Below are 15,174 nucleotides of genomic sequence, written 5' to 3'. Positions count from 1 at the left end.
GCGCGCGGTCTTGCGATCAGCCGCGCGGAGGGCGGGGCTCCGGCGTGGCGTCCAGGCCGTCGAGGGCATGATTGAGGGCAACGAACTCCACGGCCGTGGCGGCGCGTGAGGCGAGCTCACCGGCGACGACGCGCTGGCCGGCCGGCAGGCAGCCGACGCAGCAGCTGGTCGCCATGGCCCCGGGCTTGGACTTGTGGTCGGCGTCGGCCGGAGCAGGCGCGTGATGCATGCCCGCCATGTCGTCCATCGCCATCTCGTGGCAGGGCGGCATGACCGAGGCCTGCGCGGGCGCGGCGCGCATGATTCCGCCGGCCGCGAAGGCGACCGCGATCAGGACCAGCAAGGCAAGGCGAAGGCCGCGCATGGGGCGGAAACTAGGGATGGTCGCGACAAGGCGCAACCATCCCGCAATGTCACACCCCGCTGAGGGACATTCCTGGCGCGTCGGGAGGCGTCTGTCCGCCGCCGTTTAGCGACCGCTGCATCCAGACCAGATCCACCCAGCGACCGAACTTGTAGCCCATGTCGGGGAAGACGCCCTTGTGCTCGAAGCCCAGCGACGCGTGCACGCCGATCGAGGCGGCGTTGCCGCTGTCGCCGATCACCGCGCAGATCTGGCGCAGACCCAGCCCCTCGCAGGCCGCGATCAGGGCGGCGAGCAGCGTCTTGCCGACGCCTTTGCCAGCCGCCTCGGGGGCGACATAGATGCTGTCCTCGACGGTGTAGCGATAGGCCGCCCGCAGCCGGAACGGGCCGGCATAGGCATAGCCCAGCACCTGGCCGTCCTGCTCGGCGACCAGATAGGGCAGGCCGCGCTCGAGGAAGGTCGCACGCCGACGGGCCATCTCGGCCTCATCGGGGGGGATCTCCTCGAAGGTGCCCAGGCCGTTGAGCACGTTCCAGCCGTAGATGGCCGTGATCGCCGGCACGTCGGCGTCGGTGGAAGGGCGGATGATCAAATCGGACATGTGGGAAGACCCCTCAGTCGGCTTCGCCGACAGCTCCCCCAGAGGGGGAGCATCTACGCAATCAGATCCTCCCCTCTGGGGGAGGTGGCCCGGAGGGCTGGAGGGGGAAGGCTTAAGCCGTCCAGCCCTTGTCGACCGCCCAGACCGCGAAGGCGTAGTCGAGCGCGATCTCCTTGAGGAAGTCGAAGCGGCCTGAGGCGCCCCCGTGGCCGGCTTCCATGTTGATCTTCAACAGGATCGGATCGCCGCTGGTGGTGTGCTCGCGCAGCTTGGCGGCCCACTTCTCGGGTTCCCAATAGGTGACGCGCGGGTCCGACAGGCCGCCGGTGGCCAGCACGGCCGGATAGGGCTTGGCGGTCACGTTGTCATACGGCGAGTAGCTGGCGATGTAGTCGTAGGCCTCCTTGTCCTCCAATGGATTGCCCCATTCGGGCCACTCCGGCGGGGTCAGGGGCAGGGAGGTGTCGCTCATGGTGTTGAGCACGTCGACGAACGGCACCGCTCCGATGATGCCGGCCCAGAGGTCGGGCCGCAGGTTGGTGATCGCGCCCATCAGCATGCCGCCGGCCGAGCCGCCATAGGCCACCGTGCGGCCCGCCGCCCCGTAGCCGGCCCCGTGCAGGTGCTCGGCGCAGGCGATGAAGTCGGTGAAGGTGTTCTTCTTCTTGAACTTCTTGCCATCCAGGAACCAGCCGTAGCCCTTTTCCGAGCCGCCGCGCACGTGGGCGGTGGCCCAGATCCAGCCGCGGTCGACCAGGCTGAAGTTGCGGATCGAGAACGACGGATCCATCGACATGCCATAGCTGCCGTAGCCGTACAGCAGTAGCGGCGCCTTGCCGTCGAGCTTGACGTCCTTCTTCATCAGCACGGTCACCGGCACCTGCGCGCCGTCCGGCGCCGTCGCGTAGAGGCGCTTGGTCACGTACTTGCTGGGATCGTGGCCCGAGGGAATTTCCTGGGTCTTGCGCAGCACCTTGTCGCCGGTGCGCATGTCGTAGTCGAACCACTGCCGGGGCGTGGTCGGCGACTGGTAGACGTAGCGCAGGGTCGGGGTGTCGAACTCGTAGCCGCCCTCGACGCTCAGCACATAGGCTTGTTCGTCGACGACGATCGGCTTTTCGGCCTTGCTTGCGCGGTCGGTGATGACGATGCGGGTGTTGGCGTTGACCCGCTCGACCCGGACCAGGTGATCCTTGTAGGCGGCATGGCCGGTGATGAAGGTCCCCGGCTTGTGGGCCACGAAGTCCTTCCAGTGGGCGCGGCCCGGATTGTCGACCGGGGCCTCGACCAACTTGAAGTCGATGGCGTCATCGGCGTTGGTCAGGATGACGAACTTGCCGTCCCAGTGCTCGACCGAATAGCGCAGGCCCGGCGTGCGGGGCTCGACCGCCTTGGGTTTGGCGGAAACGTCGCCGGCCGGGATCAGCAGGGTCTCGGAGGTCTCGTGGTCGCCGGCGCTGATGACGATGAAAGCGTCCGACCCGGTGACGCTGACGCTGACGAAGAAGCCGTCGTCGGGCTCGTCATAGACCAGAACGTCGTCCTTCAGCCCGCCGCGGGCGGGGCGGCGATAGATCTTGTCGGAGCGGCCGTTGTCGTCGCGGTGGGTCCAGAACAGCCATTGCGAATCGGGCGACCAGGTAAAATCGCCGGTGCTGCTCTCGACCGGTTCGGCCAGGATGGCGCCGTTCGCCAGGTCCTTGACGTAGATCTTGAAGACTTCCGAGCCTTGAGCGTCTTCGGCATAGGCGAACAGCTTGTGGTCGGGGCTGTGGTCGGCGGCCGCCACCTGGCTGTAGGCCTTGCCCTTGGCCAGGGCGTCACTGTCGAGCAGCACCTCCTCGCCATCGGTCTTGCCGCGAGCTTTGCGTGCATAGATCGGATGCTGGCCGCCGATGGCGAAGCGCGAATAGTAGTCAAACGGGCCGTCGGGGGAGGGGACCGAGGAGTCGTCCTCCTTGATGCGGCCCTTCATCTCCTCGAACATCGCCTTCTGCAGGTCTTCGGTCGGGGCCAGCATCGCTTTGACGTAGGCGTTCTCGGCGGTCAGGTGCTCCTTGACCTCGGCCTTGATCAGGCTCGGGTCGCGCAAGACCTTCTGCCAGTTGTCGTCCTTCATCCAGGCGTAGTCGTCGACCCGCGTGCGCCCCAGCTGCTCGATGCGCTTGGGAACCTTCTTGGCGACGGGCGGAACGGGCTTGGCGGTGGCGGACATGGAACTCCCGGGGATCAGGGCGACGGAGGAGGCGGCGGCGACAGCGGTAGCGCTCGTCATCATTTCGCGCCGGTTCATGGACAGATTCCCCCTCGGATGCGTCAGAACGCCAACTTGTTGCGACCGGGGCGTCTGGTCAAACTCATACGGCGTCGCAGAGTGAATCGGAGGCGAGGGCATATATGGCTTGGGACCTGTCGGTCGATCTGATCCAGGCGACGGTGCAGTTGGAGCAACCGCTCGCCGATGGTTCGCGGACGGTCGGCACCGGCTTCCTGATCGAGGACCCGACTCCGGACGGGCGCCCGCGCACCATCCTGGTCACCGCCGCCCATGTGTTCGACCGCATGCCCTCGGTCTCGGCCAAGATCGGCTATCGGGTGCAGGGCTCGGACGGCGTCTGGCGCTACGACCCCCGCACCCTGAAGATCCGCGACGGCGACCACCCGCTCTGGACCAAGCACCCCAGCCGTGACGTCGCGGCCATCGAGGTCGAGGCTCCGCCCGAATTCGCCAAGGCCGCCATCCCGCTGGCCTGGCTGGCCCAGGACGACACCTTCAACAAGTACAGCCTGGGTCCCGGCGACGAGATGATGGCCCTGGGCTTCCCACGCGGGCTGTCGGCCAACACCGCGGGCTTCCCGATCCTGCGCTCGGGCCGGGTGGCTTCGTATCCGCTGGCCCCGGCCAGCGTGTTCCCGACCTTCCTGATGGATTTCTCGGTGTTTCCCGGCAATTCGGGCGGACCGGTGTTCATGGCCGAGGGCGCGCGCCGCCGGCCGGGCTCGACCGAAAGCCAGGAGGTGCAGTTCGTCGCCGGCATGCTGACCCAGCAGGTCGAACTGTCGGGCGAGCGCCTTGAGATCGGCATCGTCACCCACGCCAAATATATCCGCGAGACCGTGTCGCTGCTCGACAAGGCCGCCGGCCCGCCGGTGATCCAGGCCGCCCCGGCCAAGCCGCCGACCCAGGCGACCGCACAATCCGGCGCCCAGGGCGTGGTCGCCGTGCAGGCCGTGTCGGTGACCGGATTCAATCGCTGAAATAGCCTGCGTGGCCTCTGGTCACGCTAGGAACCTTTGCTCCAAGGCCACCGTTTGCATGGGGACTTCAATGCCAACTAGGAGCAAGCCATGAGCACCAATCGTGTGGAAGGCGCCGTCGACAAGGGCGTGGGCGCCGTGAAGGAAGCCGTCGGCAAGGCCACGGACAACGAACGCCTGGAAGCCGAAGGCGCGGCCCAGAAGACCAAGGGCGATGTCCAGAACAAGGTCGGCCAGGCCCAGGACAAGATCGGCGACGCGATCAAGCACTAGGCTCAATCGACGCTGAGTGAACGAAGGCCCCGGGAGCGATCCCGGGGCCTTTGTCTTAGGCGCCGTAGAGGATCGAGATGGTCTCGGCCACGCAGGCCGGGCGTTCCTCGCCCTCGATCTCGATGGTGCATTCGTTCTTCAGCTGCAGGCCGCCGGCCTTGGGCTCGACGCTCACCAGCTTCTGGCGCATCCGCACCCTCTTGCCGACCCGGACCATGCCGGTGAACCGCACCTTGTCGCAGCCGTAGTTGATGCCGCGCGTGACGCCCGTGACGTGCAGGATGCCCGCGCCCAGCATCGGGATCAGTGACAGGGTCAGGTAGCCGTGGGCGATCGGGCCGCCGATCTCCCGGGTCGCCCGCTCGACGTCGATGTGGATCCACTGATGGTCGCCGGTCGCCTCGGCGAACTGGTTGACCCGCTCCTGGCTGATCTCGACCCAGTCGGACACCCCGACCTCCTGGCCGACCAGGCTGCCGATGTCGGCGAAGGCGATCTCTTTCATACGGCGCTCTCCCAAACGTTTGTTTGGATGAGATCATGCGGGGAAGCTCATCACAACCCCTCCCCCTTGATGGGGGAGGGGCAGGGGGGGATGGTTTGCTGAGCCAGACGCTTCTCCACCGTGTCCGGTCGAAGCGCCGCGCCACCCCCATCCCCGACCCTTCCCCCATCAAGGGGGAAGGGAGAATTCACACGATCCGCCCCTCCGCCTTGCCCCAGTACGTGTCCCGCACAAGCCGCTTGTAGAGCTTGCCCGTCGGGTGCCTGGGCAGTTCGCGGACGAAGTCGATCTGACGCGGGGCCTTCACGTGGCTAAGGTTGTCGCGGGCGAAGGCCAGCAGTTCAGCCGCGAAGGCCGGGTTGGCGTCGTCCCAGTCGAGGGGCTGGATCACGGCGACGACCTTCTCGCCCATCTCCTCGTCTGGCGCGCCGACCACGGCGGCGTCGGCCACGCGGGGGTGGGTGATCAGCAGGTTCTCGATCTCCTGCGGATAGATGTTCACCCCGCCGGAGATGATCATGAAGCTCTTGCGGTCGGTCAGGTAGAGATAGCCGTCCTCGTCGGCCCAGCCGACATCGCCCAGCGTCGTCCAGCCGTGCTTGTTGTAGCTCTCGGCCGTCTTCTCCGGGGCGTTGTGGTAGCTGACGGCCGGGCCGTTGGCGAAATAGACGACGCCCTCGGCGCGGGCGGGCAGGGGATCGCCGGCCTCGTCGCAGATGCGCAGCTCGCCCAACGCCGCCTGGCCCACCGAACCGCGCCGTTCCAGCCAGTTGCCGCTGTCGATCCAGCAGAAGCCGTTGCCCTCGGTGCCGGCGTAGTACTCGTAGATCACCGGCCCCCACCAGGCGATCATCTGTTCCTTGACCGGGATCGGGCAGGGGGCGGCGGCGTGGATCGCCGATTTCATGCTGGAGACGTCGTACTTGGCCCGCACCGCCTGCGGCAGCTTCAGCATCCGCACGAAGTGGGTCGGCACGAACTGGCCGCAGGTGGCCTTGTGCCTTTCGATCAGGGCCAGGGCGGTCTCGGGATCGAACTTCTCCATCACCACGACCGTGCCGCCCAGCTTGTGCACGCTCATGCACCAGCGCAGCGGGGCGGCATGGTAGAGCGGGGCGGGCGAGAGATAGACGCTGTCGCCGTCCAGCTTGAACAGGTGCTGGGCCATCATCTGCAGGGCCGTGGGCGCATCGATCGGCGCGCCGTTCAGGGCCGGCTTGACGCCCTTGGGCCGTCCCGTGGTGCCCGACGAATAGAGCATGTCCGAGCCTGAGGTCTCGTCGGCGATGGGCGTGGCCGGCATGGCCGCGCGCTCGGCGTCGAAGTCGGCGTAGGGGGCGAGCGGGCCGTCCACGCGCAGCAGGGCGACGCCGGGGATCAGCGGGGCGAGCGCCTGGGCGACGGCGTCCAGCGCCGGGCCGGCGATCAGCGCCTTGGCCCCGCAGTCCTTGACGATGTACTCGACCTCGGGCGCGGTCAGCTTGGTCGAGATGCAGGTGAAATAGAGCCCCGCTCGCTGCGCCGCCCAGGCGATCTCCAGATAGCGCGGATGGTTGTCGAGCAGGATAGCCACCACGTCGCCGACGCCCAGACCCATCGCGCGGAACAGCTGCGCCCCCTGGTTCGAGCGGTCGTCGAGCTCTCGATAGGTCACCGTCTCACCCGAGCCGGCCATCACGAAGGCGGGCTTGTCGGGCTGGCTGCGGGCGTGGACGCTCGGATGCATGGACGCGCCTTCCTTGAGGGCCGTCCCGCCAGGGCGAGGCCGGCCGTTTCTCTCCCTGAGGCCGTCCGCGTGTTCCCCGCGTGATCGGCGTTCAGCTGAAGCATGCGTCAGGCGCCGACTGTCGCGCAAGTTGCCGTAGGGGCGCCGTTGGCGTCGGCGCGTTCCTGGGTGATCGTGTCGCAAAATAACGATGTTCAGCGGAAGGCGCGGATGGAATTGATCAGCAAGACGGTGGTGGACGGCCGGCCGGGGCCCGGCGCGGCCAGGGCCTATCCGACCCTCGACGGCGTCGACCTCGCCGACATCTTCCGCTTCACCCAGGGCCAGCCCTTCGCCGACTTCGCGCGGATGCGACAGGAGGCCCCGGTGATGTGGCACGGCGAGCCGTTCGGCGGGCCGGGCTTCTGGGCCGTCACCCGCCACGAGGACGTCATGCGGATCAATGGCGATCCGGAGACCTTCTCGTCGCAGAAGGGCGGAATCCTTATGTCGATGGGTCCGCCCGACAAGCGCCACGCCCTGCTGTTCCGGGCGTCGATGGACACGATGATCAATCTCGACGCGCCGCATCACCTGCAGCTGCGCCGCGAGCACATGCCCTATTTCACCGCCAGCTACCTGCGCGGCCTGACCGAGCGGGTGAGGGCGGAGGTCACCCGGCTGCTCGACGAGATGGAGCCGTTGCTGGCCGGCGGGGCCGAGATCGACATGGTCGAGCACTTCTCGTCGATCCTGCCGCTGTTCACCCTGTGCGAGATCCTCGGCGTGCCCCCGGAGGACCGCGGCAAGTTCCTGACCTGGATGCACTATCTGGAGCGGGCCCAGGACCTGGCGGCGCAGCAGGCCATGGCCCCGATCACCCCGACCCTGGAGCTGATGCAGTTCGTCTCGGACTTCAACGACAACGTCGAGGCGATGTTCGACTACGGCCGCTCGATGCTGCTCAAGCGCCGCGAGGAGCCGCAAGCCGACCTGATGACGGCGATCGCCCGGGCCCAGGTCGACGGCGACTTCCTGGCCGACGAATATCTGGACGGCTCGTGGCTGCTGATCGTGTTCGCCGGCAACGATACGACGCGCAACACCCTGTCGGGCGCCATGAAGCTGCTGACCGAGTTTCCCGAGCAGAAGCAGCGGCTGATCGAGGATCCGTCGCTGCTGCCAGGCGCGGTGGACGAGTTCATCCGCATGGTCAGCCCGGTGATCTACATGCGCCGCACCGCCACGCGCGACGTCGAGGTGGCGGGCCAGACGATCGCCGAGGGCGAGAAGGTGGTCATGTACTACGGCGCGGCCAACCGCGATCCGGCGGTGTTTCCCGATCCCGACCGCCTGGACGTGACCCGCGCCAACGCCGGCAAGCACGTGGCCTTCGGCTACGGGCCGCACACGTGCCTGGGCAAGCGGGTGGCGCAGATCCAGTTGGAGGAGGCCTATCGCCAGATCCTGGCGCGGTTCCCCGACCTGGAATGGACCGGAAGCCAGGAGATCGCGGCCAACAACTTCGTGCACGCGATCAGCAAGCTGGGGGTGCGGCGGGCGTAGGGGAGGGGTTGTGCATTTGTCCGCGGCGATCATACGATCGTTTAAAATCGCTCCAGGGAGATCCGCATGCCCGCCTTCGAGACCCTGCTCTACGCCGTCGAGGATGGGATCGCGACGATCACCCTGAACCGGCCCGAGAAGCTGAACGCCTTCACCGCGCGGATGATGAAGGACCTGCTGGAGGTGTTCGACCTCACCGACGCCGACGACGCGGTGAAGGTGGTGATCGTCACCGGGTCGGGGCGGGCCTTCTGCGCCGGGGCGGACCTGTCGAGCGGCGGGGCCACCTTCGACCGCACCTCGCCCCAGGCGCTGGAGCGGGAAGAGGGCAAGGTCGGCGACGTCTATCGCGACGGCGGCGGCCGGGTGACCCTGCGGATCTATGACAGCCTCAAGCCCGTGATCGCCGCGGTGAACGGTGCGGCCGTCGGCGTGGGGGCGACCATGCAGCTGGCCATGGACATCCGGCTGGCCAGCGAGGACGCCAAGTTCGGCTTCGTGTTCGCGCGGCGGGGCATCACGCCGGAGGCCTGCTCGTCGTGGTTCCTGCCGCGGCTGGTCGGGATGCAGACGGCGCTGGAGTGGTGCTACACCGGCCGCGTGTTCCCGGCGTCCGAGGCCAAGGAGCGCGGCTTCGTGCGGTCGCTGCACGCGGCCGAGGACCTGCTGCCGGCGGCCAGGGCCCTGGCTCGCGAGATCGCCGACAATACCGCCCCGGTCTCGGTGGCCCTGACCCGGCAGTTGCTGTGGCGCATGGCCGGGGCCGACCATCCGATGGAGGCCCACAAGGCCGACAGCCGGGCGATCCAGTCGCGCGGGGCCTCGGGCGACGCCAAGGAGGGGGTGACCTCGTTCCTGGAGAAGCGACCGCCGGCCTATCCCAACCGCGTCTCCACCGACCTGCCCGACATCTGGCCCGAATGGGAACCGCGACAATTTCGCTGAGGCTCTGGCGGAGCAGGGCCGTACGCCGCACATTCGCCCGGCGGGAGAATCCCTGGCGCCAATTCGGAATAAGGACGTTTACCGTCTAGTTTCGACTCCGGCGACCGGGGCTTCGCCGCCAGGAAGATCATGACCGACCCGACCTCGCCCTTCGCCAAGCCGATCGCCGTTCCGCCCAAGTCGCGCGCCGCCCTGCTCAAGCGGCTGGCCGACGTGGTATGCCTGCCCGCCAGCCGGATCAACGCCTTCGAGCGGGCCATGTGCGCCGACCTGCTGGTCGAGATGCTGCGCGAGGCGGTGGTCGAGGAGCGCGAGAAGGTCTCGCGGCGCCTGGCGACGCTGTCGGACATGCCGGGCTCGCTGGTGCGCCTGCTGCTGCGCGACGAGGTGGCGGTGGCCCGGGCGCTGCTGGAGAACTCGCCCAACCTGTCGGACGCCGACCTGATCGACTGCCTGTATCACGCCAGCCAGGAGCACCGCCGGCTGATCGCCATCCGCCGCGGGGTGGGCGAGGTCGTGGCCGACGCCCTGGTCGACATGGGCGAGATCCAGGTGGTCGAGGCCCTGCTGCGCAACGAACTGGCCCGGTTCAGCCACCAGGGCGTCGAGAACGTCGTGGCCATGACCCGCGACAATCCGGGGCTGGTGGCCCTGCTGCTGAAGCGCGCCGAGCTGCGGCCCAGCCACGCCTATGTGATGTTCTGGTGGTCGGACGCCGAGGCGCGGCGAACCATCCTCCAGCGCTTCGCCGTCTCGCGCGAGATCCTGCAGGACGCCGTCGGCGACGTGTTCTCGGTGGCCTCGGAGGAGGGCTGGCAGGACCCGCTGTCGCGCAAGGCCCTGCAGTTCATCGAGCGCCGGCAACGCAACCGGGCGGCCATTGCCAAGAGCCCGTTCGACAGCCTCGAGGACGCCGTCGCCGCCGCCCAGACCGGCCTGACCCGCGAGACGGCCGAGGAGATCTCGTACCTGGCCGGCCTGAAGCCGATGACCGGGGCCAAGATCTTCACCGATCCGGGCGGCGAGCCGCTGGCCATCCTGTGCAAGGCGACCGGCCTGCCGCGCGCGGCCGTTCGCGCCCTGTGGCGCGGCCTGCGCCGGCCCGAGACCGACCCGAACGGCGCGACCTCGCCGGGGCTGGAGCGGGTGCTCGGCGTGTTCGACGCCATCGCCGTCGACCGGGCCCAGACCGTGCTGCGCTACTGGAACTGGTCGCTGTCCTCGGCCCTGACGCCGGCCCTGCTGAAGGCCATCCGCGAGGGCGACGAAGACGCCATCGACGAATATTCGGTGCCCCAGCGGGCGGCGATGCTGGCCCTGTCGCGGGATTTTGGGCGTTGAGGTATTCCTTCTCCCCTTGCGGGAGAAGGTGGCGGCCGAAGGCCGTCGGATGAGGGGTCTCTCAGACCTTTCAGCCTCCGCATCCGGTCGATCCGCCGTCGCGGCGGGCAGGACTTTCGACCCCTCACCCGACCTGCTTCGCAGGCCACCCTCTCCCGCAAGGGGAGAGGGAACGGGTGAGCGATCTCACGCGGAAAACCGCTGAGTTGATCGGAGAGGGCGCGGGGCGTCCGGGCTGCGCCCGGATGTGTGAGTTTTGAATACCGTTTCGACGAAGCTCTGACGCCCCGCGCGATCGTTGAACCTCAGGCCGGGGCGCGCGGGCCTCTTCCGCCCTGTGCCCCTTCCCCATGCAATGCGCCCCGTTTCTTGGCGGCCAGGCGTGCATGCGGCGCGGACCCTCGGACGGGCGGGAGCCTATGGCAGGCAAGCTCCCGATGGATGGGTTTACGTCCCCCATCCTCATTTAAGCTTTCAGGCCCTGCTCACGCAGCTCCGTCAGCCCCGCTCGATCGCATCGCCGTCGCACGCTTCGGGCCGGATCCTTGCGCCCTCTCCCTGCGACGGGACGGGGTCTATTGTGCGGGGGATTTGGACGCGTCTGATAAGTTCGGGCGAGAAAGTTGCAGGGTGTTGATTTTGCTGGATTTCGTTCTTGTGGCGACGGGGATGGACTTGGCTCTATCCCCGTTGAACCGAGAAGCTCTCCCGGTAGGGTGCGGATCGACTGAACGTGTTCAATCAAAATCCAAAAACTGAAACGTTCAACTTGCGACATTAAGTCGCTGGTCAAAAGAGCCGTAAGGCTTTCGCCGGCCAATATTCCGCGATCTCAGCTATTGCCGAGCTTTACTGCCGAGATTATCCCTGGGTGGACTTCGCGCACAGGCTGAAGCGCGTCGAATAAAGAGAAATGGAAATCGGGAGAGGCGTCATGGAAGAAGAAATCCCCCTCGTCGAGCTGACCGCGAGCATCGTCGCGGCCTTCGTGGGCGGCAACGCCGTGTCGGCGGCCGACATGCCGGGCCTGATCCGCAGCGTGCACGGGGCCCTGGCCGCGGTCGGCGCGCCCCAGGCCGCCGCGCCCGAGCCCAAGGAGCCGGCCGTGCCGGTGCGCCGCTCGGTCACGCCCGACTATCTGGTCTGCCTGGAGGACGGCCGGCGGTTCAAGTCGCTGAAGCGCCACCTGCGCACCCAGTATGACCTGAGCCCCGAGGACTACCGTGAGAAGTGGGGCCTGCCGTCGGACTACCCGATGGTTGCGCCCAACTACGCCAAGGCGCGTTCGGATCTTGCCCGGCAAATGGGCCTGGGTCAGGCCGGCCGCGGGGCCCGCACCGCCCGCAAGGCTTGAGTCTGAGCGTTCATTTACCCTAAATCAATCAATCGCTTGCGGTTAAGCTTGGCGAAAAACATCGACGCCCGGTCGCCCTCTCGGCGGCCGGGCGTTGTGCTGAAAGATTGACTCGCCAGCAGAATCTTTGTTGGCGGCGGCGATTTTTCGCTTCCGCCGATTCGGTCCTTAAGACATAGTGAATTGGCGGTGAATCACCGTGATTCCAAAGACTTGTTAAGGACTCTGAAGATGTCCGCGCAATTGAGCGCATCCGCCACGGCGGCGCGCGCTCATCAGGAAATGTTCGCATACTGGGCGTCCCTGCGCCGCGGGGCGAACCTGCCTGCGCGTGTCGATCTTCAACCTTCCGGCATCAAGCGCCTGCTGCCGACCGTCAGCCTGACCGACGTGGTGCGCGAGCCGCGCGACTATCGCCTGCGCCTGGCCGGCACCGGCCTCTACGGCGTCTATGGCCGCGAGATCACTGGCCGCAAGCTGGACGAGGTCTACAACTCCGCCGCCGCCGACTACTGGCGCGCCGAACTGGACAAGGTGGTCGACGAGCGCCGTCCGGGCGTCGGCGTCCACAACCTGGGTTGGCGCGGCGCTCCGCACGTCTCGATCCTGTGGCTGCGCCTGCCGCTGGCCAGCAACGGCAAGGACGTCGACATGATCCTCGGCTACGACGCCGTGGTCGGCTCGCAGGCCGAAAGCGGCTTCAGCGGCATCCGCGCGGCCTGAAGGCGGCGCGTTCCAAAGCCTCCCGTCAATCCCGCCACAAGGGCGGGTGTTGACCGAAACAAACATTCGCTCGCGACACCGATCTGAGCGTCCGAAACAGGCGGCGGGACGAACTTCGGTTCACGACCCTTTGTGGACGTCAGGCGCGAGAACCCTCTCTCTTAGAGAGAGGGAGGGGCCCATCGCGTAGCGATGGGAGGGTGAGTGGTTACACCTTCAGCCGGCGTGCCGGCACGTCGCCCGCAACAGCGCCAAGATCGTCCAGGGGCTTCGCCTACCCTCTCACCCTCCCACGCCTTGCGGCGCGGGCCCCTCCCTCTCTCCATGAGAGAGGGGTCGAAACCCGCTTCCCGCCCATAGCCGTCGCCAAATCCGTTCGCTTGGGCGCGGGTTGTCGTTAGCGGTGGCCCGGGGGCGGTAGCGCCTCACCCCTCCAGGAAAACCTCGACTTCGCGCTTGCCCGGCATGGACGGGGCGGCGCCCGGCTTCTGCACCGACAGGGCGGCGGCGGCGTTGGCCTGTTCGACGGCTTCGCGCAGGTCGAGATTGGCCGACAGGCCGGCGGCCAGGGCGCCGCAGAAGCAGTCGCCGGCCCCGACAGTGTCGACGGCCTTGACCTTGCGGCCCTCGACCAGGAAGGCCTCGTCGCGGCGCACGGCGGCGACGCCGGCCGAGCCGAGGGTGACGATGATCGTCTGGTCCGGGCGGCTCATCAGCTTGCGGCAGGCCTTGGACACCTCTTCCAGCTTGGCCGGCTCGCGGTCGAGGCGGGCGTAGGTGGCCAGTTCAGTCTGGTTGAGGATCAGGATGTCGGTCAGCGGAAACAGGGCCGCGCCCTGGGGCAGGGCGGGGGCGGCGTTCAGCACGCGCAGGCCGCCCTTGGCCGCGCCGGCCTTGAACAGGGCCTCGATGGCGGCGGCCGGGGTCTCCAGCTGGGCCAGCAGCACGCGCTGGCCCTCGAGCGGCGTGGCGGCCACCTGCTGGGCGGTGACCATCATGTTGGCGCCGCCGGTGACGACGATCATGTTCTCGCCGCTGTTGGACACCCAGACATGGGCCTGGCCGGTGGGGGCGCCCGACAGCTCGGCGACGTCGGCCACCTGCACGCCGTAGCCGGCGAGCTTGGCCTTCAGGCCCGCGCCGCTGTCGTCCTTGCCGACCGCGCCCATCAGGCGGGTGGGCGCGCCCATGCGGGCGGCGGCGACGGCCTGGTTGGCGCCCTTGCCGCCGAGGAACAGCTCCAGCGACAGGCCGGCGACGGTCTCGCCCGGCCGCGGCAGGTCGTCGACCCGCGCCACGGCGTCCAGATTGATCGAGCCCAGTACGAAAACGCCCATCGGTCTTGGTCTTCTGTTCTTGTCGTCAGTGAGTATAGCGCGTCAGCCGCCGCCCGCGCCGCGCTGGAAGCTTTCCACCAGGCTGCCGCAGACGAGTCGCCAGCCATCCACTAGCACGAAGAAGATCAGCTTGAACGGCAGGCTGACCGAGGCCGGGGGCAGCATCATCATGCCCATGCTCATCAGCACGCTGGCCACGACCAGGTCGATGACCAGGAACGGGATGAACAGCAGGAAGCCGATCTCGAAGGCGCGCTTCAGTTCCGAGATCATGAAGGCCGGGGTGACCACCTTCAGCGGGGTTTCCTGGGCGGTCTTGGGCTTCTCGATCTTGGACAGGCGGATGAACAGGGCCAGGTCGTCCTCGTCGACCTGGCGCAGCATGAAGGTCTTCACCGGCTGGCCGGCGGCCTCGAAGGCCTCGGGCAGCTCCATCTGCTTGTCGAGCAGGGGTTTGACGCCGGCGTCGTAGGACTGCTCGAAGGTCGGGCCCATGACGATGGCGGTCAGGAACAGGGCCAGGCTGATGATCACGGGGTTGGGCGGGCTCTGCTGCACGCCGATCGCCGTGCGCAGCAGGCCCAGCACCACGACGATGCGGACGAACGAGGTCGTCATGATGACGATCGACGGGGCCAGGGACAGCACCGTCAGCAGGCCGACCAACTGGACGACGCGCTCGGACAGGCCCGCGCCGGTGCCGAGGTCGACGTTGATCGCCGACTGGGCCATGGCCAGGGACGGGCCCAGCGTGGTGGCGAAGCCGGCCAGCACGGCGATCAGGGCCGCGCGGCGCAGCTCCTGCGGGGTGGCGCCGGAAAGGGACTTGAGCAGGCGCATCAGGCTGCGGGCTCCGGCTGGATCTCGGAAGAGGGCGGGGCAGCTTGCGGGCCGGCCGGGATCCAGTCCAGCAGGCGGCCTTCGCCGAGCAGGACCAGGCGCTCCTCGCCGTCGAGGCGGCACAGCACCAGGCGGCGGGCCGGGTCGAGCACCAGGGTCTCGACCACCCTCAGCCGGCGCTCGCGGCGCTGGGAGACCAGGCGGTTGAGGGCGTCGGGCCCGAATCGACGCAGGGCCACGGCGGCCAGGCCGATCAGGCCCAGGGTCACGGCGAGCGCGGCGACGGCGCGGATCAGAAGAAAGACGTCCATGGCGCGCGGACTGAAATCCAAGAAGAGGAAAGGCGCGGCGAGGCGCCG

General features: G+C 67.9%; 14 protein-coding genes and 1 pseudogene. 7 read left to right on the top strand and 8 right to left on the bottom strand.

Going from position 1 to position 15,174, the window contains the following annotated elements:
* Window positions 1-16: 16 nt before the first annotated feature.
* The 3 genes from I4Q42_RS09655 to I4Q42_RS09645 all read right to left on the bottom strand — a co-directional run bounded on the left by I4Q42_RS09655 (window position 17) and on the right by I4Q42_RS09645 (window position 3,261).
* A complete protein-coding gene (locus I4Q42_RS09655) occupies window positions 17-364 on the bottom strand; it encodes a hypothetical protein (protein ID WP_198575854.1) in 348 nt (115 codons plus the stop codon).
* Between the two features lie 49 nt (window positions 365-413).
* Window positions 414-968, bottom strand: coding sequence for a GNAT family N-acetyltransferase (locus I4Q42_RS09650; protein WP_198575853.1), 555 nt, complete (start codon window positions 966-968; stop codon window positions 414-416).
* 112 nt (window positions 969-1,080) lie between these two features.
* Complete coding sequence (locus tag I4Q42_RS09645) at window positions 1,081-3,261, bottom strand: S9 family peptidase (protein WP_198575852.1); 2,181 nt, start codon at window positions 3,259-3,261, stop codon at window positions 1,081-1,083.
* Between the two features lie 104 nt (window positions 3,262-3,365).
* On the opposite strand from I4Q42_RS09645, the gene I4Q42_RS09640 reads away from it, so the two are divergent.
* Window positions 3,366-4,226 (top strand): trypsin-like serine peptidase, encoded by an 861-nt coding sequence (locus I4Q42_RS09640; RefSeq protein WP_198575851.1) that lies wholly within the window; start codon window positions 3,366-3,368, stop codon window positions 4,224-4,226.
* Window positions 4,227-4,316: 90 nt separating this feature from the next.
* A pseudogene (locus tag I4Q42_RS09635) lies at window positions 4,317-4,519 on the top strand (CsbD family protein).
* 35 nt (window positions 4,520-4,554) lie between these two features.
* Here I4Q42_RS09635 and I4Q42_RS09630 read toward each other — a convergent pair.
* Together I4Q42_RS09630 and I4Q42_RS09625 are read right to left on the bottom strand one after the other, a co-directional pair.
* A complete protein-coding gene (locus I4Q42_RS09630; protein WP_198575849.1) occupies window positions 4,555-5,004 on the bottom strand; it encodes a MaoC family dehydratase in 450 nt (149 codons plus the stop codon).
* Window positions 5,005-5,191: 187 nt separating this feature from the next.
* Window positions 5,192-6,730, bottom strand: a complete 1,539-nt coding sequence (locus I4Q42_RS09625) for an acyl-CoA synthetase (protein WP_198575848.1) — start codon at window positions 6,728-6,730, stop codon at window positions 5,192-5,194.
* A 210-nt stretch (window positions 6,731-6,940) separates the two neighbouring features.
* Between I4Q42_RS09625 and I4Q42_RS09620 the strand changes: the two genes are divergently transcribed.
* The 5 genes from I4Q42_RS09620 to mopJ all read left to right on the top strand — a co-directional run bounded on the left by I4Q42_RS09620 (window position 6,941) and on the right by mopJ (window position 12,638).
* Window positions 6,941-8,275, top strand: a complete 1,335-nt coding sequence (locus I4Q42_RS09620) for a cytochrome P450 (protein WP_198575847.1) — start codon at window positions 6,941-6,943, stop codon at window positions 8,273-8,275.
* Between the two features lie 60 nt (window positions 8,276-8,335).
* Window positions 8,336-9,220 carry a crotonase/enoyl-CoA hydratase family protein gene (locus tag I4Q42_RS09615; protein WP_198575972.1) on the top strand — a complete coding sequence of 295 codons (885 nt, stop codon included), beginning with the start codon at window positions 8,336-8,338 and terminating at the stop codon, window positions 9,218-9,220.
* 129 nt (window positions 9,221-9,349) lie between these two features.
* A complete protein-coding gene (locus I4Q42_RS09610; RefSeq protein ID WP_198575846.1) occupies window positions 9,350-10,561 on the top strand; it encodes a DUF2336 domain-containing protein in 1,212 nt (403 codons plus the stop codon).
* A 934-nt stretch (window positions 10,562-11,495) separates the two neighbouring features.
* On the top strand, window positions 11,496-11,915 hold the full coding sequence (locus I4Q42_RS09605) for a MucR family transcriptional regulator (RefSeq protein WP_198575845.1): 420 nt from the start codon (window positions 11,496-11,498) through the stop codon (window positions 11,913-11,915).
* A 225-nt stretch (window positions 11,916-12,140) separates the two neighbouring features.
* Window positions 12,141-12,638, top strand: coding sequence for a motility/cell cycle regulatory protein MopJ (gene mopJ, locus I4Q42_RS09600; RefSeq protein ID WP_198575971.1), 498 nt, complete (start codon window positions 12,141-12,143; stop codon window positions 12,636-12,638).
* Window positions 12,639-13,063: 425 nt separating this feature from the next.
* Here mopJ and I4Q42_RS09595 read toward each other — a convergent pair whose 3' ends face one another.
* Genes I4Q42_RS09595 through I4Q42_RS09585 form a run of 3 tightly spaced genes read right to left on the bottom strand, consistent with a single transcriptional unit; the run spans window position 13,064 to window position 15,126 of the window.
* Window positions 13,064-13,975, bottom strand: coding sequence for a ribokinase (locus I4Q42_RS09595; RefSeq protein WP_198575844.1), 912 nt, complete (start codon window positions 13,973-13,975; stop codon window positions 13,064-13,066).
* 42 nt (window positions 13,976-14,017) lie between these two features.
* Window positions 14,018-14,815 (bottom strand): flagellar type III secretion system pore protein FliP, encoded by a 798-nt coding sequence (fliP, locus tag I4Q42_RS09590; RefSeq protein WP_198575843.1) that lies wholly within the window; start codon window positions 14,813-14,815, stop codon window positions 14,018-14,020.
* A complete protein-coding gene (locus I4Q42_RS09585; protein WP_198575842.1) occupies window positions 14,815-15,126 on the bottom strand; it encodes a flagellar biosynthetic protein FliO in 312 nt (103 codons plus the stop codon). The genes fliP and I4Q42_RS09585 overlap by 1 nt, the downstream gene beginning before the upstream one ends.
* Window positions 15,127-15,174 lie beyond the last annotated feature (48 nt).

It is taken from the genome of Caulobacter hibisci, assembly GCF_016135805.1.
In the GTDB taxonomy this organism is placed as follows: Bacteria; Pseudomonadota; Alphaproteobacteria; order Caulobacterales; family Caulobacteraceae; genus Caulobacter; species Caulobacter hibisci.
The sequence above is the reverse complement of the archived record's forward strand: the minus strand, read 5'-3'. Positions and strand labels throughout refer to the sequence as shown.

What these genes read in the sequence shown, in the direction of transcription:
- I4Q42_RS09650 (WP_198575853.1), bottom strand. Translation starts at nt 968, where the DNA reads ATGTCCGATTTGATCATCCGCCCTTCCACCGACGCCGACGTGCCGGCG.
- I4Q42_RS09630 (WP_198575849.1), bottom strand. Translation starts at nt 5,004, where the DNA reads ATGAAAGAGATCGCCTTCGCCGACATCGGCAGCCTGGTCGGCCAGGAG.
- I4Q42_RS09625 (WP_198575848.1), bottom strand. Translation starts at nt 6,730, where the DNA reads ATGCATCCGAGCGTCCACGCCCGCAGCCAGCCCGACAAGCCCGCCTTC.
- I4Q42_RS09595 (WP_198575844.1), bottom strand. Translation starts at nt 13,975, where the DNA reads ATGGGCGTTTTCGTACTGGGCTCGATCAATCTGGACGCCGTGGCGCGG.
- I4Q42_RS09620 (WP_198575847.1), top strand. Translation starts at nt 6,941, where the DNA reads ATGGAATTGATCAGCAAGACGGTGGTGGACGGCCGGCCGGGGCCCGGC.
- I4Q42_RS09655 (WP_198575854.1), bottom strand. Translation starts at nt 364, where the DNA reads ATGCGCGGCCTTCGCCTTGCCTTGCTGGTCCTGATCGCGGTCGCCTTC.
- I4Q42_RS09640 (WP_198575851.1), top strand. Translation starts at nt 3,366, where the DNA reads ATGGCTTGGGACCTGTCGGTCGATCTGATCCAGGCGACGGTGCAGTTG.
- I4Q42_RS09610 (WP_198575846.1), top strand. Translation starts at nt 9,350, where the DNA reads ATGACCGACCCGACCTCGCCCTTCGCCAAGCCGATCGCCGTTCCGCCC.
- I4Q42_RS09585 (WP_198575842.1), bottom strand. Translation starts at nt 15,126, where the DNA reads ATGGACGTCTTTCTTCTGATCCGCGCCGTCGCCGCGCTCGCCGTGACC.
- I4Q42_RS09605 (WP_198575845.1), top strand. Translation starts at nt 11,496, where the DNA reads ATGGAAGAAGAAATCCCCCTCGTCGAGCTGACCGCGAGCATCGTCGCG.
- fliP (WP_198575843.1), bottom strand. Translation starts at nt 14,815, where the DNA reads ATGCGCCTGCTCAAGTCCCTTTCCGGCGCCACCCCGCAGGAGCTGCGC.
- I4Q42_RS09645 (WP_198575852.1), bottom strand. Translation starts at nt 3,261, where the DNA reads ATGAACCGGCGCGAAATGATGACGAGCGCTACCGCTGTCGCCGCCGCC.